The organism is Nocardioides sp. Z50_6 (genome assembly GCF_058215755.1).
Window position 1 is genome coordinate 156,801 of record NZ_JBZAJB010000001.1, and the last position, 22,192, is coordinate 178,992.

General features: G+C 74.2%; 21 protein-coding genes. 8 read left to right on the forward strand and 13 right to left on the reverse strand.

Translation table 11 applies throughout. From position 1 onward, the window contains the following. The 7 genes from AC4BGE_RS00710 to AC4BGE_RS00740 all read right to left on the reverse strand — a co-directional run bounded on the left by AC4BGE_RS00710 (position 1) and on the right by AC4BGE_RS00740 (position 7,787). On the reverse strand, positions 1–480 hold the full coding sequence (locus tag AC4BGE_RS00710) for an SCO2097 family morphological protein (protein WP_490574052.1): 480 nt from the start codon (positions 478–480) through the stop codon (positions 1–3). An 83-nt stretch (positions 481–563) separates the two neighbouring features. Further along, positions 564–1,757 (reverse strand): DNA polymerase IV, encoded by a 1,194-nt coding sequence (gene dinB / locus AC4BGE_RS00715; RefSeq protein ID WP_490574053.1) that lies wholly within the window; start codon positions 1,755–1,757, stop codon positions 564–566. A gap of 24 nt (positions 1,758–1,781) precedes the next feature. After that, positions 1,782–2,513: a class I SAM-dependent methyltransferase gene (locus AC4BGE_RS00720; protein WP_490570009.1), complete on the reverse strand. Its 732-nt coding sequence runs from the start codon at positions 2,511–2,513 to the stop codon at positions 1,782–1,784. A 37-nt stretch (positions 2,514–2,550) separates the two neighbouring features. Next, positions 2,551–6,333: a DNA polymerase III subunit alpha gene (locus AC4BGE_RS00725; RefSeq protein ID WP_490574054.1), complete on the reverse strand. Its 3,783-nt coding sequence runs from the start codon at positions 6,331–6,333 to the stop codon at positions 2,551–2,553. Continuing rightward, positions 6,323–6,796, reverse strand: a complete 474-nt coding sequence (locus AC4BGE_RS00730) for an SAV_6107 family HEPN domain-containing protein (RefSeq protein WP_490570007.1) — start codon at positions 6,794–6,796, stop codon at positions 6,323–6,325. Before AC4BGE_RS00730 ends, AC4BGE_RS00725 begins: the two co-directional genes overlap by 11 nt. A gap of 1 nt (position 6,797) precedes the next feature. Further along, the gene (locus tag AC4BGE_RS00735; RefSeq protein ID WP_490570006.1) at positions 6,798–7,145 is read right to left on the reverse strand and encodes a DUF6504 family protein; all 348 of its coding nucleotides are present in this window, start codon (positions 7,143–7,145) and stop codon (positions 6,798–6,800) included. Between the two features lie 177 nt (positions 7,146–7,322). Next, a complete protein-coding gene (locus tag AC4BGE_RS00740; RefSeq protein WP_490574055.1) occupies positions 7,323–7,787 on the reverse strand; it encodes a hypothetical protein in 465 nt (154 codons plus the stop codon). Between the two features lie 86 nt (positions 7,788–7,873). Here AC4BGE_RS00740 and AC4BGE_RS00745 point away from each other — a divergent pair, with 86 nt between their 5' ends. The 3 genes from AC4BGE_RS00745 to AC4BGE_RS00755 are packed head-to-tail and all read left to right on the forward strand — an operon-like array spanning position 7,874 to position 9,703. Continuing rightward, positions 7,874–8,008, forward strand: coding sequence for a hypothetical protein (locus tag AC4BGE_RS00745; RefSeq protein ID WP_490574056.1), 135 nt, complete (start codon positions 7,874–7,876; stop codon positions 8,006–8,008). Then, entirely contained in the window at positions 8,008–8,394 is a 387-nt protein-coding gene (locus AC4BGE_RS00750) for an ArsC/Spx/MgsR family protein (protein WP_490570003.1), read from the forward strand. Before AC4BGE_RS00745 ends, AC4BGE_RS00750 begins: the two co-directional genes overlap by 1 nt. Before the next feature lie 10 nt (positions 8,395–8,404). Further along, a complete protein-coding gene (locus tag AC4BGE_RS00755; protein WP_490574057.1) occupies positions 8,405–9,703 on the forward strand; it encodes a phytoene desaturase family protein in 1,299 nt (432 codons plus the stop codon). Positions 9,704–9,749: 46 nt separating this feature from the next. On the opposite strand, the gene AC4BGE_RS00760 is transcribed toward AC4BGE_RS00755, so the two are convergent. Both AC4BGE_RS00760 and metF read right to left on the reverse strand, forming a co-directional pair. After that, positions 9,750–10,334 (reverse strand): SIMPL domain-containing protein, encoded by a 585-nt coding sequence (locus AC4BGE_RS00760; RefSeq protein WP_490574058.1) that lies wholly within the window; start codon positions 10,332–10,334, stop codon positions 9,750–9,752. Between the two features lie 78 nt (positions 10,335–10,412). Next, entirely contained in the window at positions 10,413–11,303 is an 891-nt protein-coding gene (metF, locus tag AC4BGE_RS00765; RefSeq protein WP_490570000.1) for a methylenetetrahydrofolate reductase [NAD(P)H], read from the reverse strand. A 63-nt stretch (positions 11,304–11,366) separates the two neighbouring features. On the opposite strand from metF, the gene AC4BGE_RS00770 reads away from it, so the two are divergent. After that, positions 11,367–12,470, forward strand: a complete 1,104-nt coding sequence (locus AC4BGE_RS00770) for a polyprenyl synthetase family protein (RefSeq protein ID WP_490574059.1) — start codon at positions 11,367–11,369, stop codon at positions 12,468–12,470. Positions 12,471–12,523: 53 nt separating this feature from the next. On the opposite strand, the gene AC4BGE_RS00775 is transcribed toward AC4BGE_RS00770, so the two are convergent. Next, complete coding sequence (locus AC4BGE_RS00775; RefSeq protein ID WP_490569998.1) at positions 12,524–12,895, reverse strand: Rv2175c family DNA-binding protein; 372 nt, start codon at positions 12,893–12,895, stop codon at positions 12,524–12,526. A 119-nt stretch (positions 12,896–13,014) separates the two neighbouring features. Between AC4BGE_RS00775 and pknB the strand changes: the two genes are divergently transcribed. From pknB to aroF, 4 genes are all read left to right on the forward strand, one after another. Further along, complete coding sequence (gene pknB, locus AC4BGE_RS00780; protein ID WP_490574060.1) at positions 13,015–15,111, forward strand: Stk1 family PASTA domain-containing Ser/Thr kinase; 2,097 nt, start codon at positions 13,015–13,017, stop codon at positions 15,109–15,111. A gap of 60 nt (positions 15,112–15,171) precedes the next feature. Further along, on the forward strand, positions 15,172–16,062 hold the full coding sequence (locus AC4BGE_RS00785; RefSeq protein ID WP_490574061.1) for a deoxyribonuclease IV: 891 nt from the start codon (positions 15,172–15,174) through the stop codon (positions 16,060–16,062). Continuing rightward, on the forward strand, positions 16,055–16,948 hold the full coding sequence (locus AC4BGE_RS00790; protein ID WP_490569995.1) for a DMT family transporter: 894 nt from the start codon (positions 16,055–16,057) through the stop codon (positions 16,946–16,948). Before AC4BGE_RS00785 ends, AC4BGE_RS00790 begins: the two co-directional genes overlap by 8 nt. A 238-nt stretch (positions 16,949–17,186) precedes the next feature. Then, positions 17,187–18,233 (forward strand): 3-deoxy-7-phosphoheptulonate synthase, encoded by a 1,047-nt coding sequence (gene aroF, locus AC4BGE_RS00795; RefSeq protein ID WP_490569994.1) that lies wholly within the window; start codon positions 17,187–17,189, stop codon positions 18,231–18,233. Between the two features lie 28 nt (positions 18,234–18,261). On the opposite strand, the gene AC4BGE_RS00800 is transcribed toward aroF, so the two are convergent. The 3 genes from AC4BGE_RS00800 to AC4BGE_RS00810 are packed head-to-tail and all read right to left on the reverse strand — an operon-like array spanning position 18,262 to position 22,171. Continuing rightward, positions 18,262–19,275 (reverse strand): threonine aldolase family protein, encoded by a 1,014-nt coding sequence (locus AC4BGE_RS00800; RefSeq protein WP_490574062.1) that lies wholly within the window; start codon positions 19,273–19,275, stop codon positions 18,262–18,264. 28 nt (positions 19,276–19,303) lie between these two features. Then, positions 19,304–20,641 carry a class II 3-deoxy-7-phosphoheptulonate synthase gene (locus tag AC4BGE_RS00805; RefSeq protein ID WP_490574063.1) on the reverse strand — a complete coding sequence of 446 codons (1,338 nt, stop codon included), beginning with the start codon at positions 20,639–20,641 and terminating at the stop codon, positions 19,304–19,306. 57 nt (positions 20,642–20,698) lie between these two features. Continuing rightward, positions 20,699–22,171, reverse strand: a complete 1,473-nt coding sequence (locus tag AC4BGE_RS00810; RefSeq protein WP_490574064.1) for an APC family permease — start codon at positions 22,169–22,171, stop codon at positions 20,699–20,701. Positions 22,172–22,192 lie beyond the last annotated feature (21 nt).

Below are 22,192 nucleotides of genomic sequence, written 5' to 3' on the forward strand. Positions count from 1 at the left end.
TCAGTAGCCGCCGGACTCGCGGCGACGGCGCCACCGCTCCTCCATCCGCTCCATGAAGGAGTGGGAGGAGCGAGCCTGCGAGGACTGCCCGGAGCGGGACCGGCGACGGCTGCGCCCGCCCTCGATCACGCTGAAGCCCTGGGGGGCGTCCTTGAACGGGATGGGCTGCGCGGCGCGGCCCGGGTTGCGGAGCGAGGTGACGACCACGGTGGCGGAGGCCAGCATCACCACGAAGCCGACGACCCCGACGACGGGCATGGAGGCGATGGCGCCCGTCATCATGATCGCGATGCCGGTGACGAAGACGACGCCGCCGAGAACGGCACGTCGGCGGGCGGCTCGTTGGAAGGCCGTCCCCCGCAACGTGTGGGCGAACTTGGGGTCTTCCTCGACGAGAGCACGTTCCATCTGCTCGAGCAGTCGGAGCTCTTCTTCCGAGAGCGGCACGTTTCCTCCCGACCGGTGTGATGCGCGGCACATCCGCAAGGTGAAGTCTAGGCAGCGGTTTCCCACCACGGTAGCCGCAGGGGAAAAAATGATCACCACCGGTTCCCGGTCGTCGTTCACCCGAGCAGGGTGGCTGGACGCACCGCGCCGGATCCGAATCTCCGGGTGGCTGCGTCGACGGCCCGGTCGGCGGCCTCCCAGCCATGGCTCGGCTCCCCCAGCACCAGCTGCCTCTGGACGCGCTCGACCGGGACGAGTCCTTCGACCCTGACCCCGACCAGTCGCAGCCGCGCGCGCTGGAGCCCCAGCGCGTCGAAGAGGCGCACCGCGGTGCGGTAGACCTCCACCGTGACGTCGGTGGCCTCCGGCAGGGTGCGGGACCTGGTGAGCGTGGTGAAGTCGGCGAACCGGACCCGCAGCGTCACGGTCCGCCCGGCCACGCCGGCGGTCCGCATCCGGCCGGTCACCCGGGTCGAGAGCCGCAGCAGCTCGCGCAGGACCCGCTCCCGGTCGTCGGTGTCCCGGGCGAAGGTCTCGTCCGCCCCCATCGACCGATCCGGCTCGTCGGGCCCCCGGCGCACCACGACCTGTCGCCGGTCCACCCCCCAGGCCATCTCGTGCAGCTGGGTGCCCAGTGCGGGACCCAGCGCCCGCTGGAGGGTGCGCAGGGGCGTGTGGGCCAGGTCGGCCACCGTCCTGAGACCGAGCCGGTGCAGCAGGGCCCGGGTCTTCTCCCCCACCCCCCACAGCTCACCCACGTCGAGCGGGTGCAGGAAGGAGATCGCCTCGTCGGGCGGGACCACCACCACGCCGTCGGGCTTGGCCCGTCGGCTGGCCAGCTTGGCCAGGGTGGGCGTGGCGGCGATCCCCACCGAGCAGGTGATGCGCTGCTCGTCGTGGATGGTCGCCCTCAGCCGCTCGGCGACCTCCCGGGGGGACCCCAGCCGCCGAGCTGCACCCGAGACGTCGAGGAACGCCTCGTCCAGCGACATCACCTCCACCACCGGGGTGATGCTGCGGAAGTTCTCCATCACGGCCGCCGAGACCCGGCCGAAGGTCTCGAAGTCGGGCGCCAGGACCACGGCGTCGGGGCACATCCGCCGGGCCCGCGTCATGGGCAGCGCCGACCGCACGCCGTAGGCGCGCGCGAGGTAGTTGGCCGAGAGGACCACCCCGCGGCTCCCACCCCCCACGATCACCGGCACGTCAGCCAGGTCCGGGCGGTCGCGCACCGCCACGGACGCGTAGAACGCGTCCATGTCGACGTGCAGGATCGCCGGACGGGACGGCGACTGCGGGGCACGGCTCACCGGGCCACCGCCCGGGCGCCGGGGTCAGCGAGAGGCCAGCACGTGCAGCTGCGCTGCGAGGGGTCGGTACTCGGGGCGCTCCGCCACGGCCCGCTCGAGCTCCACCAGCGCGGCGGTGGCGCCGGGCTCGAGGTCGAGGAGGGTGCCGGGGACCAGGTCGGCGAAGACCCGGACCGCGTGCACCATCGAGGGCTCGAAGCCCGCCTCGGCCAGCAGCTCGAGGAGCTCCTCATGGGTGAACCGGTGGCCTCCACGCACGGGATCGGCGCCCTCGAGGAGGTCGCGGGCCTGCTGGAAGTGGCCCGCCATCGCACGCGCCACCACGGCCGCGTGGCGCTGGGCGACCAGGAGGCTGAGCGTGCCACCGGGACGCAGCACCTCCGCCAGGACGCCCAGGCCGGCGGCGGCGTCGTCCACGACCTCCAGCACCCCGTGACAGAGCACCACGTCGGCCGTGTCCGGCCCGAGGGTCGCCAGCAGGTCGGAGAGGTCCCCCTGGCGGCCGGTGACGTCGACCGCACGCTCCCGGGCCCGTCGGTCCAGGGCCGCCAGTGCATCCGGGCTGGGGTCGACGACGGTGACCCGGTGGCCCAGCTCGGCCACTCGGACCGCGAAGCCCCCTGTCCCGCCTCCGATGTCGAGGACCTCCAGCCCTCCGCCTCCGGCGAAGAGGGGCTCCAGTGCGTCCCAGACCACCGAGGAGCGGGCTGCGCTGCGTCGTTCGCTGGGTCGGTCGGTCCGCTCACTCGCTGGCATGAGGAACACCCTAGGACGTGGACGGATGCCATCGCGCTCACCCCGGGCTCCCCGGGCTCCGGTGCCACAGGGCGCGCGAAGGCGCCTGCCCCTGACCGTGCGCCTCACCCTCCAGGGCCCGGCTGAGCGCCCCCGCGCTCGCGGCGTCCTCACCGGCGGGCCTGATGTCGGCATAGGGGGACATCCGGAACCCGCTGCTGTGCACCAGCACCCGGCGCCGGGCGGGATCCGGCCCGGTCGCCGGGCGGCCCGCCAGCACCGAGCGGACCGCGCCCAGGCCCTCCTCGAGGGAGGGCGCGCCTTCCCAGAGGGCGCGCAGCTCGGGCAGGGACCAGGCCCCGGTGGCCCGGAGCGAGACCCCGCGCCGGCCCGTGCGGCGCAGCTCGCCGCGGACGAGCAGCAGCCAGGACCCGAAGACGGTGGCCGCGTAGGGCCCTTGGGCGTCCTCGAAGAAGGTGGCGTCGACCGGACCGGTCGAGTCGTCGAGGGTCAGGAAGATCACCCGTCGGCCCGAGCGGACCGGAGGGGTCTGGGTGGCCACCTTGACCCCCGCCACCAGGATCTCGGCCTTGCTGCGGCACCGCAGCAGGTCCTGGCTGCGGACCACGTCCAGGGCCCGGAGGAGGTCGGCGTAGCCGTCGACGACGTGCCGGCTGACGTCGAGGCCGAGGATCTCCAGCTCGGCCGCCACCCGCTCGGCCGGCGTGAGCTCCGGCAGCCCCGAGGGCTGGTCCTCGACGGGCTCGTCGCCGAGCCCGAGGGCGAGCTGGACCGACTCCACGTGGACGGGCCGTGAGGACCTGGCCTGGGCCGAGGCCTGGCCCCACACCCCGCTGCGGGTGACCTGGTCGCTGCTGTTGCGCGAGGTCGCCTGGGCCGCCCTCCCCGCCGCCCGGTCGACCGCCGGGCGCGCCCCGAGCCCGCGCCCTCGGGCCGATCTCTGCAGCACCCGGCTGTGCCGGTCGAGCTCGGCGACCTGCAGCAGCAGGTCGCGACGGGTCGGTCCGGTCCGCAACCGCACGGTCTGCTCGGAGCCGCCGATCCGGTGGACCCGGTCGAAGCCACCGGCCAGCACCAGGCGCTCCACCACGGGCCGCGAGACCGCGGCCCGATGCCAGAAGTCGCTGATCGAGGCGAAGGGACGAGCCGCGACGATGCGGGCCGTCTCCGCCTCGCTGATCCCCTTCACCTCGCTCAGTGCCAGCCGGATCGCGTAGCCGGCCGGATCGTCCGGCGAGGACTCCACGGCGTAGTGACCCTCGGAGCGGTCGACGTCGAGCCCCCTGATCCCGATCCCGAACCGGCGGGCGTCGTCGAGGATGAACCGCTTGGGGTACATGCCCGGATCGTGGGTCAGCACCCCGGCGAGGAAGTGGGCCGGCCAGTGCGTCTTCAGCCAGGCGGACTGGAACGTGGGCAGCGCGAAAGCGGCCGCGTGCGCCTTGCAGAAGCCGAAGGAGGCGAAGGCCTCGAGCACCTTCCACACCTGCGCGACCACCTCGGGCGGGTAGCCGCGAGCGATCGCCGTCGGCTCGAACCACTCGCGCGTCCGCGCCATCCCCTCCACGTCGCCGAGCGCGCGACGCCTCTCGTCGGCCTCGGCGAACGAGACCCCGCCGAAGCAGGCGATGATCTCGATGACCTGCTCGTGGAAGACCACGACCCCGTGGGTCGAGGCCAGGATGGGGACCAGGTCGGGGTGGAGGTAGGAGGCGGGGCGCCACCCCTGCTTCACCTCCAGGTAGGGGGTGATCATGTCGCTCTTGACCGGTCCGGGCCGGAAGAGGGAGATGTCGGTGACGATCTCCTCGAAGGTCTCGATCCCTGACTTCCCCACCAGCTCGCGCTGCCCCGGCGACTCGATCTGGAAGACGCCCAGGGTCTTGGCTGAGCTGACCAGCTCGAAGGTCTCGGGGTCGTCGAAGGGGACCTGCCCCTCGTCGTCGAGATCGACCGCGACCCCGTCGACCCGCTGGATCTCGGCCACCGCGTGGGCCATGGCCGACTGCATCCGGATGCCCAGCACGTCCAGCTTGAGCAGGCCCAGGTCCTCCACGTCGTCCTTGTCGAACTGGCTCATCGGAAAGCCGGCATGACTGGCCTCGACCGGGGTCCGGTCGAGCAGCGTGGCGTCGGAGAGCAGCACCCCGCAGGGATGCACCGCGATGTGGCGGGGCAGGCCGTCCAGCCGCTCCACCAGGGAGAACATCAGGTCGAGCCGCTCCTCGGCCAGCCCGCTGGCCCGCAGCTCGGGGAGGTCCTGCAGCGCCCGCCGGGCGTCCCGGGCCCGCACGTGCGGGAACGCCTTGGCGATCGAGTCGACCTCGCCGGGAGGCATCCCCAGGGCCGCTCCCACGTCACGCACCGCATGCCGGACCCGGTAGGTCTCCATCATCGAGACGCAGACGCAGCGCTCCGCGCCGTAGCGGTCCAGGATCGCCTCGTAGACCTCCAGCCGGCGGGCCGACTCCACGTCGATGTCGATGTCGGGCAGCGACTGACGCAGCGGGGACAGGAACCGCTCCATCAGCAGGCCGTGCCGCAGCGGGTCGACCCCGGAGATGCCGAGGAGGTAGTTGACCAGGCTCCCGGCCCCGGACCCGCGCGCCGCGCACCTCACCCCCATCTCCCGGACCAGGTCGGTGACGTCCCCGACGGTGAGGAAGTAGGAGGCGTAGCCGAGCGAGGCGATGACCCGCAGCTCGTCGTCGAGGCGCTTCCAGATCCGTTGCCGCGGGGAGCTGCCGTAGCGCCACCCGATCGCGGACTCGCACCGGACCCGGAGCGCGGCGTCGGCCCGGGTCTCTCCGGCGAGCCGGGCCACCGGCTCGCCGGCCCCGGCCGCCGTCTCCAGCTCGGGGAAGTGGACCTCCCCGATCCCCAGGTCGGCGCCCGGGTCGAGCGCACAGCGCTCGGCCACGGCACGGGTCCCGGCGAGCAGCCGGTCGACCTCGCGCGGCCCCAGGCCGGCGTTCCGGCAGACCTCCTCGGCCACCTCCCGCATCTGCCGGCCGGACTTGAGGAAGCCCTCGGCGTTGCCCCGGTCGACGTGCCGGCGGTCCAGCGGCACCAGCCGCCGGGCCGCGTCGAGGACATCCACGGTCGGGGCGTCGGCGCGGTCGGCGTAGCGGACCGCGTTGGTGAGGACGGCACCCAGGCCCAGCTCCCGGGAGAGCCCGGCCATCCGGGCCGCGTGCGGGGTCGACCCGGGCCCCCACCCGCCCCCGGAGCCGGGGAGGCGGTGGGAGACCAGCTCGACCAGCAGGTTCTCCCGGGGCACCAGCCGCAGCCAGGAGGCCACGACCTCGCGGGCCAGGTCGTCGCGGTGCCGGGCCACCTCGAGGCCCAGCTCGGAGGTGGGCCCCAGCAGCACCAGCAGCCGCCCCTCGGCGAGGTGGGGCGCCAGCAGGTCGGGGGTCGCCACCGGCCGCCCGCGCTCGCCGGCGAGGTGGACCGAGGAGACCAGGCGGCACAACGCCGTCCAGCCGGCCCGGCCCTCGGCGAGCAGGGTGACGCGAGGCCGCCCCTCCTCCCGGAAGGCTCCGCCCCGTACCGGCGTGCGGCGGCGCGGACCGGTGGGGCGCCCGGGGACGCCGGGTGGCTCCACCGCCAGGTCGACGCCCAGCACCGGGCTGATGCCCGCCGCCGCGCACGCCTTGGCGAACTTCACCGCCCCGTAGGTGCCGTCGCGGTCGGTGAGGGCCAGCAGGTCCATCCCGTGGTCGGCGGCCCGCTCGACCAGCCCACCGGGGTGCGAGGCGCCGTACTGGAGGGAGTACCCGGAGGCGACGTGGAGGTGGGCGAAGGGATCAGGCGACACCGGCCCGACCGCCCGGCCCTGTCGCAGCCAGCAGACGCCCCGGGGCCGCGGTGTGCGGCACCAGGCCCAGCGTCGACTCGACGACCGCCAGGAAGCGGTCCGCGTCGCGCACCAGGTCGTCCGCCTCCCGCTCGCTCACCGCGCGGGCGGAGCCCGCCTCGGCCGCCGCCCGCTTGCCGGCACCCGCGGCGAAGAAGGTCGCCCACTCCGTGAGCTCCGGTGCCACCTCGCTGAGCAGCACCCACGCGTTCTTCTGGCGGCGCCGGGCCCCAGCGGCGGGGTGGGCGCGGGCGGCCAGCAGGGCGGCCGCCGCCCGGAGGGCGGCGACGTGGGCGCAGGCGTAGCGGCTCGGCACGTCGCGGGCGAGCATCGCCTCCTGCAGCGACTCCGCCGCTCGGGCGAGGTAGGAGTGGGTGGTGGCGGGCAGCAGGTAGGGGTTGGTGGGCCTCGTGGGATCCGTCATCTCAGTCCACGCACCCGACGAGCTGCCAGCGGCCGTCGCTGCCGTCGAAGGAGAGGTCGAAGACTCCCCCGGCCGATCCCTCGCCGAGGGGGCCGCGACCGGCCTCGACGCGCCAGATCTGGCGCTCCGTCAGCAGGTCGGCCTGCGGGGCACCCGGAGCCGGCGCGCCTCCCGCCGCCAGGACGGTGGCGGTCGCGGAGTGCCACCAGGGCGGCGTCTCCACCCAGTGGGCCACCACGGCCCGGACCTTCCACAGCCTCCCCCGCCACAGGAACTGCTCCGGGGCCTCCTCACCACTGCCGGGCACCGGGCCCCTGCGCACGTCCACGGGATCGTCGTACCGCCTCATGGCTCCTCCTCGGAAGCGTCGCTCGACCCACCTGCCGGACCCGGTGCCGGTGGGGTCGAGGCACCGCCACCGGGTCCGCCTTCGAACATTTGTTCGAACGGGACCAAGGTACACCTCTCCCCCGACAACGGGTCAACGTCTGGACCCGAGAGGCTCGACGTCCGGGGCCGAGGAGGCTCAGACCTCCCGGATGAACCGGTTGGTGTCCTTGTGGAAGAGGAGGACCAGCAGGGCCAGGCAGAGCCCGATCATCAGCACCGACATCACCACGAAGAGGGTCGGGATCCCGCTGGCCACGCACAGCACCGCGAGGAAGATCCCGAAGAGGGCGATCACCGCGAGCGAGAGCCGGGCCCAGCCGAAGCCCTCGACGAAGAAGGCGAGCAGCACGCCCACCAGCATGGCCAGGACGACGAAGGAGGTGACCGCCACCGGCACGAGGGCCGGCACCGCCAGCGAGGCCTCCACCGCCTCCAGGCCGCCCTGGCGGAGGATCACCCGGGCCCCGGCGTTGCCCTCGGCCCAGGAGGTGAGCAGGTCCTCGCGCCGCCACCAGGTCAGCACGGTGGTGATCCCCGCCATCACCAGCAGGGCCAGGGCGACGCGGGTGGCGAGGACCACCGAGGTAGGCCGGACGATCATGTGACTCCCTGCAAGGGTCGGGCTGGACGGGACGCACCGCCCCCGCCGGGCGAGCCGGGAGGACGGCACTGGCTAAGGTCGCGGTCATGGCGACCGAGCACGCATCCATCACGGCGTTCCGGGACGAGCACGCGCGCCGCAACCGTACCGGCGGGGCAGGGGCGGGCGCCGACGCCCTCCTCCCCGAGGCCGTCGGCGCCCGGCGGGCCGGGGTCCTCTGATGGAGATCTGGCTCAACCCCGCCTGCAGCAAGTGCCGGACCGCGGCCGCGGCGCTCGACGAGGCCGGCATCGAGGCAACCGTCCGGCGCTACCTGGACCAGCCCCCCACCGCCGAGGAGATCGCCGACGTGACGGCGCGCCTCGGGGTCGAGCCGTGGCACCTGGCCCGGCCCCGTGAGGCGCGGGAGGCGGGCATCGACCTTCCCCGCGACCCCGAGCACCGCGAGCGGTGGCTGGCCGCGCTCGCCGCCCACCCGCAGGCGATCCAGCGCCCGATCCTGACCGCCGCCGACGGGACCACGGTGGTGGGCCGCGACCCCGAGTCCCTGGCCCGGGTGATCGCCGCGGAGGAGCCGCCCGCCGGTCGCCGGGTCCCGAACAGCTAGCCTCGCGGCCATGCGCGTGGTCGTGATCGGCGGTGGCCTCGGGGGCGCCGCCACCGCAGCCCGGCTGGCCAAGCTCGGCCACCAGGTGGTGGTGGTGGAACGGTCCCAGGCCGTGGGCGGCGCCCTCGCCACGGTGCGGGCCGGCGACCACACCTGGGATGCCGGCCCCAGCACCACCCTGCTGCCCGCTGTGCTGCGCGACCTCTTCCGCAAGACCGGACGCCCCCTGGAACGAGAGCTGGACCTCGTCCCGGTCGAGGCCGTCCGCGAGCACCGCTTCACCGACGGCACCAGCGTCCTGGTCACCGCGGGCTCGAGGGCCGAGCAGAAGGCGGCCTTCGACCGGCTGGGCCCGGGCCTCGGCAGCCGGTGGACGGCCTACGTCGACATGCTGGGCCGCGAGTGGGAGCTGCTGCGCCGCGACTACCTCGAACGTCCGTGGGACCCCGCCCTGGCTGAGCGCGAGACGGTCCGCCTGCTGCGCCGGCGAGAGTCGCTGGACCGGCGACTGCGCGCCGTGCTGGGCGAGCAGCGGCTGCGGCTGGTCGCCGGGCACCCGTTCACCGCCGACGGGCACGCCCTGCGCCGGGTGCCGAGCTGGCTGGGCACCGTCTCCTACGTGGAGCACAAGTTCGGCGCCTGGACCGTCCCCGGCGGCCTCGCGGCCGTGGGCGAGGCCCTGGCCCGCCGGCTGGCGACCCGCAAGGTCGAGGTCCTGCTCGGCACCACCGCGCACGACGTCGTCCTGCGCGGCGGCCGGCCGGTCGCGGTGGCCACCTCCGCCGGCGACCTGGACGCGGACGCCGTGGTGTGCGCGATCGATCCCGGCCACCTCCCGGCCCTGCGCAGCCGGGTCGCCCGGGCCCGGGTCGCCGCGCCACCCACCGTGGTCCACCTCGGCCTCGCCGGCGACGTGCCGCCGCTCGGCCACGACCTGGTGCTGCACGGCGACCCGGACCTCGTGGTCCGCCCGGGGGGCAGCGCCCCCGAGGGCGCCGTCTCCTGGACGGTCTCGCACCGGGGCGTCGCCGGCGAGGACGTGCTGGAGGTGCTGGCCCGGCGCGGCCTCGACGTCCGCGGCTCCGTCGTGGTCCGGGTGGACCGCCGTCCCGGCGACCTGCTGGAGCAGTGGGGCGGCTCGCCGCTCGGCCCGCGGTGGCAGGGCCGCCGCACCGTACGCCGCCGCCCTGGTCCCACGACACCGGTCCCGGGCGTCTACGCGGCCGGGGCCCACGCCGTCCCGGGCGCCGGGATCCCCTTCGTGGGACTCTCCGCCGCCCTGGTCGCGCAGGTCGTCGGGCCGGCCTGAGCCCCCGCCCCAGACCTCCGGCGGAGGACCTCGCAGTGCCCGCGGGTCAGACGACCTGCCAGGTGCCCCGCACCCGGGCCGTGAGGATGGTCTCGCCCGGCTCCAACGTCGCGGCCCGCATCAGGCCCGGGCCCGCTCCCTCGCCCGGCTCCTCGGCCACCTCGAGCAGGTCGCCGAGGGAGAGCCCCTCGAGGCCGGCGAGATGGGCGGCACGGCGCCGGGCGTCGAGGTAGGCGGCCTCCCTGGCCTCGTCCTGCAGCGAGGACTGCTCCGCGACCTCCAGCTGGACTCCCTCGATCCGCAGCGCCTCGCCCACCTCCTCGGCCAGCCCGACCACCAGGGCGGAGGCCACCGGCAGGTTGGGGCAGCCGATCGTCAGCTGGTGGGTGGCCTCGAACGCCTCGAGGGCCCCGTCCGGGTCCCGCAGCGGCCACAGGGTCAGCCCCGTGGTGGAGACCGTCACCTCCGCCAGGCCGCGGGCGACCCGTCCGATGGCGGTGACGGCCGAGTCCACCCCTGCCACCGCCTCGGCCACGGTGCGCGCCCGGTGGGTCGCGGCGACGCGCACCACCGCCGAGTCGGGGACGGCGCGGACGCCGCCGTGACCGACGACCGACACTGTGCGAGGCATGGCCAGACAGTAGCCCCCTCGGGGCCCGGCCGAGCCCGGCCCGGGGCCCGCTCACCCGCTCGGGCCCCTCAGGCCGACTCAGACGGCGAGCCGGAGCGCCTTCCAGATCTCCCGGGTGGCCCGGGAGCGGTTCAGCGTGTAGAAGTGCAGGCCCGGTGCGCCGCCGGCGAGCAGGTCGTCGCACAGCTCGGTGGCGATCCGGATCCCCTCGCCGCGGACCGCGGCCGGGTCCTCGGCCAGCGGCCGGATCCGGGCCTCGACCTCGACGGGCATCTGGCGGCCCGACATCTCGACCATCCGTCGCATGGAGGCCAGGCCCAGGATGGGCATGATGCCCGGGATGATCGGGAAGTCGACGCCGAGCTCCCGGGCCCGCTGCACCAGGCCGAAGTAGTCCGAGGCCCGGAGCACCATGTCGGTGATCGCGAACTCAGCGCCCGCGTCGTACTTGGCCCGCAGCACCTGGGCGTCGGCCTCGAGGCTCTCCGCATCGCGGTGGCCCTCGGGGAAGGCCGCCACCCCGACACAGAGGTCCCCGTGCTCCCGGACCAGGGTGACCAGGTCACAGGCGTGGTCGACCCCGCCCTCGGTGGCGGTCCACGGGGTCCCCGGACCGGCAGGCGGGTCACCGCGCAGGGCCAGCACGTTGCGCACCCCGGCCTCCTGGAGGGCGGCCAGGACGGTGCCGATCTCCGCGCGGGTGTGGCCCACGCAGGTCAGGTGCGCCATCGGCAGCAGGCTCGTCTCCCGCGCCATCCGGCCGGTGATCGCGACCGTCCGGTCGCGGGTGGAGCCGCCGGCGCCGTAGGTGACGGAGACGAAGGTGGGACGCAGCGGCTCGAGGTCGCTGATGGAGTCCCAGAGCACCTGCTCCCCCGCCGCGTCCTTGGGCGGGAAGAACTCGAAGGAGAACGAGCGCTCCCCCTGACGCAGGAGGTCGCCGATCCGTGCCGGACGCGGAGCAGTCATGCCGCGATCCTAGGGAGGAGACCGTGCCCGGCTCGGGGACGGTCCACTGGCTAGTCTGGCCGCGTGCCCGAGCCATCCTCCTCGCCCCGTCCGCCCGCGAGCGTGCGTGAGGCCTGGGACCCCACCGACTTCCGCGCCCGCGTCCAGCACGAGCTCGACGAGTTCCTCACCCTCCAGGAGGCGCGGCTGGCCCCCCTGGGCCCCGACGCTGCCCGACTGGTCGCCGAGGCCCGCGCGGCCACCGGCGGCGGCAAGAGGTTCCGGGCGGCCTTCTGCTGGTGGGGCTACCGGGCGCTGGAGCCCGAGGTGCCCGACGAGCGTGCCCTGGCCCGCGCCGCTGCCGCCCTCGAGCTGCTGCACGCCAGCGCCCTGGTCCACGACGACCTGATGGACGCCTCCGACACCCGGCGCGGACGCCCCGCCACGCACCGCGGCTTCGAGGCCGAGCACCGGGCTGCGGGCTGGGGCGGCGACCCCGAGCAGTACGGCGCCGCGGCCGCGATCCTCCTCGGCGACCTGCTCCTGTCCTGGTCCGACGAGCTGCTGCGCCGCTGCGGCCTGCCGCTGGACCGGGTCGTCCCCGCGCTCGGCGTGCTGGACCTGTGCCGCTCGGAGGTGATCGCGGGACAGTTCCTCGACGTCTCCGTGCAGGCCCGCGCCCACGCCGACGAGGCGACGGCGATGACCGTGCTGCGCTACAAGTCGGCGAAGTACTCGGTGGAGCGGCCGCTGCACGTGGGGGCCGCCCTGGGCGGCGCCACCGCGGAGGTGCTGGAGCAGCTGACCTCGTTCGGCCTGCCGCTGGGCGAGGCGTTCCAGCTCCGCGACGACGTCCTCGGGGTCTTCGGCGACCCCGAGGTCACCGGGAAGCCGGCCGGCGACGACCTGGTCGAGGGCAAGCGCACGGTGCTGGTGGCCAAGGCCCTGGCCGCCGGCGGTGACGCCGCGGCCGAGCTGGACGCGGCCCTGGGCACCCCGCTCGACCCGGCCACGGTGGACCGGCTCCGGGAGGCCATCGACACCTCCGGGGCGCGGGCCGAGGTGGAGACGCTGATCGAGCGGCTCGTCGAGGAGGCGCTCGCCGCCCTGGAGGACGCCGACCTCGACCCGGACGCCCGGCAGGTGCTGCGTGAGCTGGCCACGGCCGTCACCCAGCGCTCCGTGTGAGGCGGCCGGACCTCGGCGCAGCCCCGCGCGAACCCGGAGCCCCCGGCGAGGGCCTAGAGAGCCATCGCCTGGGCGCGCCGCTTGACCTCCGACCCGCGGTTCTCCCGCAGGGCGTCGATCGGGCGCCCCGGGAGCTGGAGGTCGGTGAAGAGCCAGGCGATGATCTCGCGGTCGTCGTACCCGCCGTCGTGCAGCACGGTGAGCAGGCCGGGCAGCCCCTTGACCACCAGACCGTCCTGGAGGAAGTCGGCCGGCACCTGCTGGCCGGCGCCGGGCCGCGGCACGGCGGCGGCGAGCTCGTGCTCGCGGATCATGGTGCGGACGCGGCCGACGGAGACCCCCAGGATCTGCGCGACGGTCGACCAGTCCACCCACTCCGGCACCAGTGCGTCGAGGTCGGCTTCGGCGAGCGGGACGTCATCCATGGGGACCATGCTGCCACCCGCCGCGCCACGCCGTGGGACAGGCCACCCCACGCCCCCGTCGCGGCGTCCGTACGATGGCGCCACGCACACTTCCCCATCCGGTGACGTCGGAGGTCCCCGTGCAGCCAGACGAGCGAGCCTCCAGGCGCGCCTCGCAGGCGACCTCCGACCCCTTGGTCGGGCGTTTCCTGGAGGGCCGCTACCGGCTCGGGCGCCGGATCGCGCGAGGCGGCATGGCGGGCGTCTACGAGGCCCACGACACCCGGCTGGACCGCACGGTCGCGATCAAGGTGATGCACCCCGGCATGGGCGACGACGAGGCGTTCGCCGCCCGCTTCGTCCGCGAGGCCAGGGCCGCCGCCCGCCTCTCCCACCCGCACGTGGTCGCGGTCTACGACCAGGGCGACGACCACGGCACGGTCTTCCTGGCGATGGAGTACGTGCCGGGGCACACGCTGCGTGACGTCATCCGCGCCGAGGCACCGCTTGGCCCCGCCCGCGCCCTCGAGCTCCTCGAGCCGGTGGTCTCCGCGCTGGCCGCCGCCCACCGGGCCGGGCTGGTCCACCGCGACGTCAAGCCCGAGAACGTGCTGATCGGCGACCGTGAGCACGGCGAGCAGATCAAGGTGGCCGACTTCGGGCTGGCCAAGGCCGTCAGCGCCGAGACCCAGCACACCGCGACCGGCGTGCTGATCGGCACCGTCTCCTACCTGGCCCCCGAGCTGGTGGTGCACGGGCAGGCCGATCCCCGGGCCGACGTCTACGCCGTGGGCGTGGTCCTCTACGAGCTGCTCACCGGGCACAAGCCCCACGAGGGCGAGTCCCAGATCCAGGTGGCCTACAAGCACGTGCACGAGGACGTGCCCGCCCCTTCGGCCCGGGTGCCGGGGATCCCGCCGTACGTCGACGCCCTGGTGGCCCGCGCCACGGCCCGGGACGCCAGCCAGCGGCCGGCCGACGCCGGCGTGCTGCTCCACCAGCTGCACCGGGTCGCCCAGGCGCTGCGCGAGGGGGTCCGCGAGGACCCCGAGCTCGAGGCCGACCTGCGACCGGCCCGCCCGGCGGCTCCCCTGGACGTCGAGGTCGAGGCGGAGCGCGACGGCTTCGTCGACCTGGTCGAGGACCTCGGCCTCAGCGTGCCCGACGAGCAGGGCCCCGAGGACGCGGAGCTTGCCGCCCGGGACGGGGACGCCTGGCACGACGACGCCGCCGGGCCCGACTCGACCCGTCAGATCCAGGCCGTCCCGCCGCCGGGCCAGGTGAGCCGTCCGGCGATCCCGCGCCTGCCCAGCCCGCACGCGGACCCCCTCGTCGCCCCGGCCGCGCGCCGGCGGCGGTGGCGCGGTCCGCTGCTGCTGGCCCTCGCCCTGCTGCTGGTGGTCGGGGTGGGCACCGGCGCCTGGTGGTTCGGCTACGCACGCTGGACCACCACCCCCGGCGTGCTGGGCCTCACCGAGGCCGAGGCCGTGCAGACCCTGGACTCCGCGGGCCTGGAGGCACGCGTGGGCGACCCCGCCTTCTCCGAGACCGTGCCGCCCGGCCACGTCGTCTCCACCGACCCCGAGCCCGGCGGCCGGGTGCTGGACGGCGGGACGGTGACCCTCGCCCTCTCCCAGGGCCCGGAGCGCTACGAGGTGCCGGCGCTGGCCGGGGTGGGTCTCGACGAGGCGCAGGACGCCATCCTCGGCACCAACCTCGCCTACGGCGAGCGGGTGGACCGCTGGAGCGAGACCGTTCCCGAGGGGGCCGTGATCAGGACCGACCCGGCCGCGGGCACCGTGCTCAAGCCCGGGGACGTGGTCGACGTGATCGTGAGCAAGGGACGCAAGCCGCGCCAGGTCTCCGACTGGACCGGGAAGAGCGCCGCGCGGGCCCAGCAGGCGCTGGAGCGCAAGAAGCTGGTGGTCGTCCGCGAAGAGGAGCACAGCGACACCGTCCCCGAGGGCGTGGTGATCAGCCAGGACCCGCCCACCGCGACGCTCTACCAGGGCGACACGGTCACCCTGGTCGTCTCGCTGGGGCCCGAGCTGGTGGAGATGCCGGGGGTGGTCGCCTCCGGCGTCGACGCCGCCCGGGAGGAGCTGGAGGCGCTCGGGTTCGAGGTCGTGGTGGAGGAGTCCGGCCAGTACATCGGCCTCGGCTTCGTGCTGCGCACCGACCCCTCCAGAGGCGACCTGGTGCCGAAGGGCTCGACGGTCACCCTGTACCTGATCTAGCACGAGCCGCGCCTGCGCCCGGCCCGTGGTGGCTCCCCGTGCGGGACCTACGATGGGAGCATGACACCCGAGGTCCGGAACCCCATCGGGACCCACGTGCAGGTCGGGAAGGGGCTCGCCCGCGGCGCCCTGGCAAGCGCCCGCGAGCTCGGCTACGAGACCCTCCAGGTCTTCGTCGGCAACCCGCGCGGCTGGGCCCTCTCGGCCGGCGACGCCGGAGAGGACGCGCTCTTCCGTCGCAGCTGCGAGGCCACCGGCACCCGCAGCTTCATCCACGCCCCCTACCTGGTCAACCTGGGCTCCCCCACCCCCGCCACCTACGAGCGCTCCGTCGCGGTGGTGGCCCACAACCTGCGCCGGGCGGCCGCGATCGGGGCCGAGGGAGTGGTGGTGCACACCGGCTCCTTCGTGGACCCGTCCGGCAGCCAGGAGACCTACGCCGCCGCCCTGCGCCAGGTGCGTGAGGGCCTGCTGCCCCTGCTGGACTCCCTCGACGGCGAGGACGCGCCGTGGCTGCTGCTGGAGCCGACGGCCGGGCAGGGCCGCTCGCTGTGCGCCGGCGTCGAGGACCTGCAGCCCTACCTCGACGCGCTCGACCACCACCCCCGGGCCGGGATCTGCCTCGACACCTGCCACGTCTTCGCCGCCGGTGCGCCGCTCGACGAGCCGGGGGGCGCCCGGGCCACCGTCGACCGGATCGTGGAGATCGGCGGCCCCGGCCGGCTGCGGCTCATCCACGCCAACGACTCGATGGACGTCCGTGGCGCCTTCAAGGACCGCCACGAACGGATCGGCGAGGGGCACATCGGCCTGGGCGCCTTCTCCGAGCTCTTCGAGCACCCGGCGACCGCCGGCGTCCCCTTCATCCTGGAGACACCGGGCTCCCGCTCGCCCGAGACCCCGGACCTGCCCCTGCTCCGCAAGCTGCGCGAGGCGGCCCACCTTGGGTGAACGGCGTACGACGCTGGTCGCCACCCTCGCTCTGCTCGCCATGACGGCCTCGTGGGGATCCACCTTCTACCTCACGAAGGATCTGCTGGACCGGGTGCCGACCCTGGACTTCCTGGCGGTGCGCTTCGCCATCGCCGGCGTGGCCATGCTGCTCGTCGCTCCCCGCGCGCTGGCCCGGCTCTCTTCGGAGTCGCGCCGTCACGCCCTCGTGCTGGGCCTGCTCTACGGGCTCGCCCAGATCCTGCAGACCGCGGGGCTGGCCGAGACCGCCGCCAGCGTCAGCGGCTTCATCACCGGCATGTACGTGGTGTTCACCCCGTTCCTCGCCGCCCTGCTCCTGGGCACCCGCATCACCCGGGTCACCTGGGGCGCGGTGCTGCTGGCCACCGCCGGCCTGGCGGTGCTGACCCTCCAGGGGATCAGCGTCGGGTACGGCGAGGCCATCACCCTGGTGGCCGCCGGCATCTACGCCCTGCACATCGTGGGCCTCGGGGCCTGGTCCAGGCCCGAGGAGGCGATGGGCATGTCGATCCTGCAGATCCTGGTGATCGCGCTCCTGTGCTTCGTGGTCACCGCGCCCGACGGGATCGTGCTCCCCGCCACCCGCTCCGACTGGCTCTCCCTGGTCTACATGGCAGTGGTGGCCGGCGGGGCGGCGCTCTTCATCCAGACCTGGGCCCAGGGACACCTGCCACCCACCCGGGCCGCCATCATCATGAGCATGGAGCCGGTCTTCGCGGCGGGCTTCGCGGTGCTGCTGGGCGGCGAGCAGGTCACCGCCCGGCTGCTGCTCGGCGGGGTGATGGTGCTCTCGGCGATGGTGCTGGTCGAGCTGGCGCCCCGGCGCCGCCGGGTGGAGGCCGAGGTCCAGCACCTGGTGGTGTGAGGAGACGCCGGACGCGCCGAGGTCGTGGCGTCCACATGGTGAGGAGGCGCAGCCGGGCCGGCGGGTGCTCGGTTAACGTCATCGTCGTGAAGGCGACGTATTTCTTCGGACACCTGCCGGGAGCACCCGCGCAGGGCGTCTCGTCGTAGTCCGCCCGCGCACCTCACACCGCCCCCGGCTCCGGCCCGGGGCGTTTTCCGTCTGGGGGTCGGAGCCGCCACACGAAGGAGCAGAACCCATGGTCGTCGTCATGTCCCCCGGAGCCACCGACGAGGAGATCGCCCACGTGGTCGCCCGCGTCGAGAGCGTCGGCGGTGAGGCGTTCGTCTCCACCGGGGTGGAGCGGGCCATCATCGGGCTCGTCGGAGACATCGAGTCGTTCCACCACCTCAACCTCCGTGCCCTGCCCGGGGTCGCCGACGTGCACCGCATCTCCGACCCCTACAAGCTGGTCAGCCGGCAGCACCACCCCCAGCGCTCGACGGTCTGGGTCGGCCCCGAGGGGAACCAGGTGCCGATCGGCCCGGACACGTTCACCTTCATCGCCGGCCCGTGCGCCGTCGAGACCGCCGAGCAGACCCTCTCGGCCGCCCGGATGGCGCAGTCGGCGGGGGCGACCCTGCTGCGCGGCGGCGCCTACAAGCCGCGCACCTCGCCCTACGCCTTCCAGGGCCTGGGCGAGGAGGGCCTGCAGATCCTCGCCTCGGTGCGCAACGCCACCGGCCTCCCGATCGTCACCGAGGTGGTCGACGCCCGCGACGTGGAGGTGGTCGCCGCGTACGCCGACATGCTCCAGATCGGCACCCGCAACATGGCCAACTTCGGCCTCCTCCAGGCCGTCGGCCGCTCGGGCAAGCCGGTGCTGCTCAAGCGCGGCATGACGGCCACCATCGAGGAGTGGCTGATGGCGGCCGAGTACATCGCCCAGCGCGGGAACCTCGACATCGTCCTGTGCGAGCGGGGCATCCGGACCTTCGAGCCGGCGACCCGCAACACCCTCGACATCTCCGCCGTGCCGGTCGTCCAGGCGACCAGCCACCTGCCGGTGATCGTGGACCCGTCCCACGCGGGCGGCCGCAAGGACCTCGTGGTCCCGCTCACCGGGGCGGCGATCGGGGTGGGCGCCGACGGCGTCATCGTCGACGTGCACCCCAACCCCGAGGAGGCCCTCTGCGACGGGCCGCAGGCGCTGCTGGGCAACGACCTGCGTGAGCTTGCCCAGCTGGTGCGGCGCCTGCCCGCCGCCGTGGGCCGCAGGGCGGCGGCGCCCCGGGTGGGCGCCTAGCTGGGCGGCCCGGCTCAAGCGGCCCGGCTCAGGCGCCCCGGCTCAGGCGCCCCAGGACGGCGGCCGCCCGCTCCGCCCCGGCGTCGTCGACGCCGAGGTGGGTGACCAGCCGCACCGTCCGGGGACCCACCTGGCTGACCCGCACGCCCTCCTGCGCCGCGGCGGCGACGAAGGCGGGCGCGTCGTCGCGCTCCAGCAGGACGATGTTGGTCTCGACGCCGGAGGGGTCGACACCGCAGGCCTCGGCCAGCCGCCGGGCCCGCGCGTGGTCGTCGGCGAGCCGCTCCACGTGGTTGTCCAGGGCGTGGAGCCCGGCCGCGGCCAGGATGCCGACCTGGCGCATCCCGCCGCCCAGCCGCTTGCGGCGCACCCGTGACTGCGCCACGACGTCGGTCGAGCCGACCACCAGCGACCCCACCGGCGCCCCCAGCCCCTTGGAGAGGCAGACGGCCAGCACGTCGGCACGGGCCCCGTAGTCGGCCAGCGGCACGCCGGAGGCGACGTGCGCGTTCCAGATCCGGGCACCGTCGAGGTGGACGGACGCTCCGTGCCCGAGGGCGAAGGCGCGCAGGGCGTCGAGCTCGGCGAGCGGCAGCACCGTGCCCCCGGCGAAGTTGTGGGTGTTCTCCACCGAGACGGCCCGGGTCTGCACGAAGTAGGGCCCCAGGTCGGGGGCGAACATCCGCTCCACCGCCGCCAGGTCGACCCCGCCGCGCGGGTGGCTCCAGGTGCGCATCGTCACCCCGGAGACGGCTCCGTGGGCGCCGAGCTCGGCCCGCGCGATGTGGGCCGAGGCCTCGCACAGCACCTCCTCCCCCGGTCCGACCAGGGCGGCCACGGCGAGCACGTTGGCCATCGAGCCGGTGGGGGTGAAGAGCGCGGCCTGGTGGCCCAGCAGGGCCGCCACCCGCTCCTCCAGCCGCCGCACCGTCGGGTCCTCCCCGAAGACGTCGTCCCCCACCTCGGCCCGGGCCATGGCCCGGCGCATCTCGGGGGTGGGCGCGGTCAGGGTGTCGGAGCGCAGGTCGACGAGATCGGTCACGGCACCGATCCTAGGTCGGTGCGCCCCCTCAGGCCTTGCGCAGCATCTCCGCGACGAGGAACGACAGCTCCAGCGACTGCACCCGGTTGAGCCGCGGGTCGCACACCGACTCGTAGCGGTCGGAGAGCCCCGCCTCGTCCAGCAGCTCGCCGCCGCCGACGCACTCGGTGACGTCGTCGCCGGTCAGCTCCACGTGCACCCCGCCCGGCCAGGTGCCCACGGTGCGGTGCACGTCGAAGAACCCCTGGACCTCCTCGATCACGTCGTCGAAACGGCGCGTCTTGTAGCCCGAGGACGCCTCGAAGGTGTTGCCGTGCATCGGGTCGCAGACCCACGCGACCTGCACGCCGGCCGCCGTGACCTTCTCCACCAGCTCGGGCAGGCCCTCGCGGATCCGGTTGGCACCGAACCGGGTGATGAAGGTCAGCCGGCCGGGTTCGTTGGCCGGGTTGAGCCGGGCGGCGAGCGCCAGGGCGTCGTCCGGGGTCGCGGTGGGACCGAGCTTGACGCCGATCGGGTTGCGCACGTGGCTGAGGAGCTCGACGTGAGCTCCGTCGAGCTGACGGGTCCGCTCACCGATCCACAGGAAGTGCGCCGAGACGTCGTACGGCTCCTGGGTGCGGCTGTCGATGCGCGTCATGGCGTGCTCGTACTCCATGAGCAGGGCCTCGTGGCTGGAGTGGAAGTCGACCCGGTGGAACTCGTCGGGGTCGGCGCCGATCGCCCGCATGAAGGTGAGGGCGCGGTCGATCTCGGCGGCCACCTTCTCGTAGCGCTGGCCCGCGAGGGAGTCCCGGACGAAGTCGGTGTTCCAGGCGTGGACCTGGCGCAGGTCGGCGTAGCCGCCGGTGACGAAGGCCCGGACCAGGTTGAGGGTGGCGGCCGAGGCGTTGTAGACCTCCACCAGCCGATGCGGGTCGGGAACCCGCGACTCGGGCGTGAACTCGAAGCCGTTGACCGCGTCGCCGCGGTAGGCGGGCAGCGTCAGACCGTCACGGGTCTCGGTGTCGGAGGAGCGCGGCTTGGCGTACTGCCCGGCCAGGCGGCCGAGCTTGACCACCGGCACGGAGGCGGCGTAGGTCAGCACCACCGCCATCTGGAGCAGCACCCGGAGCTTGTTGCGCACGTTGTCGGCGGTGACGCCGTCGAAGGTCTCCGCGCAGTCGCCCCCCTGGAGCAGGAACGCCTCGCCGCGGGTGACCGCGGCCAGTTTCTGCGTCAGGTCGTCGCACTCGCCGGCGAAGACCAGCGGCGGGGACTTGCGCAGCCGGGCCACGGCGCGCGCCACCTCCTGCGGGTCGCCGTAGGAGGGCTGCTGGGCAGCACCGAGGGAGTGCAGCTGCTCGAGGGAGGGGATGGTACTCACGCCACAACCCTACGTCCGTCCCGCCGCGCGCCCGATTCGCCGCCGGGCGCTGGACGCTCAGTCGTCGCCGCCCAGGTGCTCGATGTCGCGGAACCCGGTCTTCTTCGCCCGCCCCCCGCGGTTGACCAGCCAGGTGACCACCCACAGGGCGATGCCGATGCCGAGCATCCCGCCGGCGATCTCGTAGACGATCGCCTCGCGCTCCCCCCAGGGGACGACGATGAGGGCGATCGAGAGCAGTGCGGCCACCGCCGGCGTCGGGCCGGGCGAGCGGAAGAAGCCGCTGTCCGGCTCCCGGCGCAGGACCAGGCAGGCGATGTTGACCACCGCGAAGACGGCCAGCAGCAGCAGGGCGGTGGTGGTCGAGAGGTTGCTCACCACCGGCGAGTCCGACTGGATCGCGACGTACCAGATCAGCCCGAGCGCCAGCACCGTGGAGAAGATGATGCCCACCCACGGCGAGCGGGTGCCGGGCGAGACCTTGCCCAGCGCGCGGGGCAGCACGTCCTGGCGGGCCAGGCCGTAGAGCAGCCGGCTGGCCATCAGCATGTTGATCAGCGCGGTGTTGGCGACCGCGAAGACCGCCAGGAAGGGGAAGACCCGGTCGATGGGGAAGTCCGGCGCTCCCTTGCTGACCACCTCGAGCAGGGCCCGGCCCTCGGACTCGTTGATCGTGTCGAGCTCGCCGGGGGTCAGCACCGCCACCACGGCCACCGCGACCAGCATGTAGATCAGGACCGCCACACCGAGGCCGGTCAGCATGGTGCGGGGGAAGATCCGCTCCGGCTCGCGGCACTCCTCGACCATGTTGACCGAGTCCTCGAAGCCGACCATGGCGAAGAAGGCGATGGAGGTGGCCAGGGTGATGGCCATGAAGAGGCCCTTGTCCCCGGCGTCGCGGAAGGTGAAGACCTGCCCCAGGTCTCCCTCCCCCTGGGCGAGCGCCCAGAAGCCGACCCCGATCACGATCGCCAGGGCGGTCATCTCCACCAGGGTCAGGACCACGTTGAACTTCACCGACTCCCCGACCCCGCGCAGGTTGATCAGGGCCAGCAGCACCATGAAGGCCATGGCGATCGCCATGATCACGCCGGAGCCCGGCGCCTCGCCCAGCCAGCCGTTGACCACCAGCCCGCCGGTGAGGTTCTGGGCGAGGACGTTGGCCGACGTGGAGGCGCTGGTGATGCCCGAGCAGACCACCGCGAAGGCCACCAGGAAGGTGACGAAGTGGATGCCGAAGGCCTTGTGGGCGTACAGGGCGGCGCCGGCGGCCTGGGGATACTTCGTGACGAGCTCGAGATAGCTGAGCGCGGTCAGCGTGGCCACGATGAAGGCGAGGAGGAAGGGCAGCCAGACCAGCCCGCCGACCAGACCCGCCATCTCCCCGGTCACCGCGTAGACGCCGGCGCCGAGGATGTCGCCGATGATGAAGAGGAGCAGCAGGCGGGGGCCCATCACCCGGCGCAGCTCCGGCTCGCCGCCGGGTGCCGGGGCGGTGGTGGTGACGTCGTGGCCCTGCGAGTCCGGCATGTGCGTTCCCCTCACCCGTGC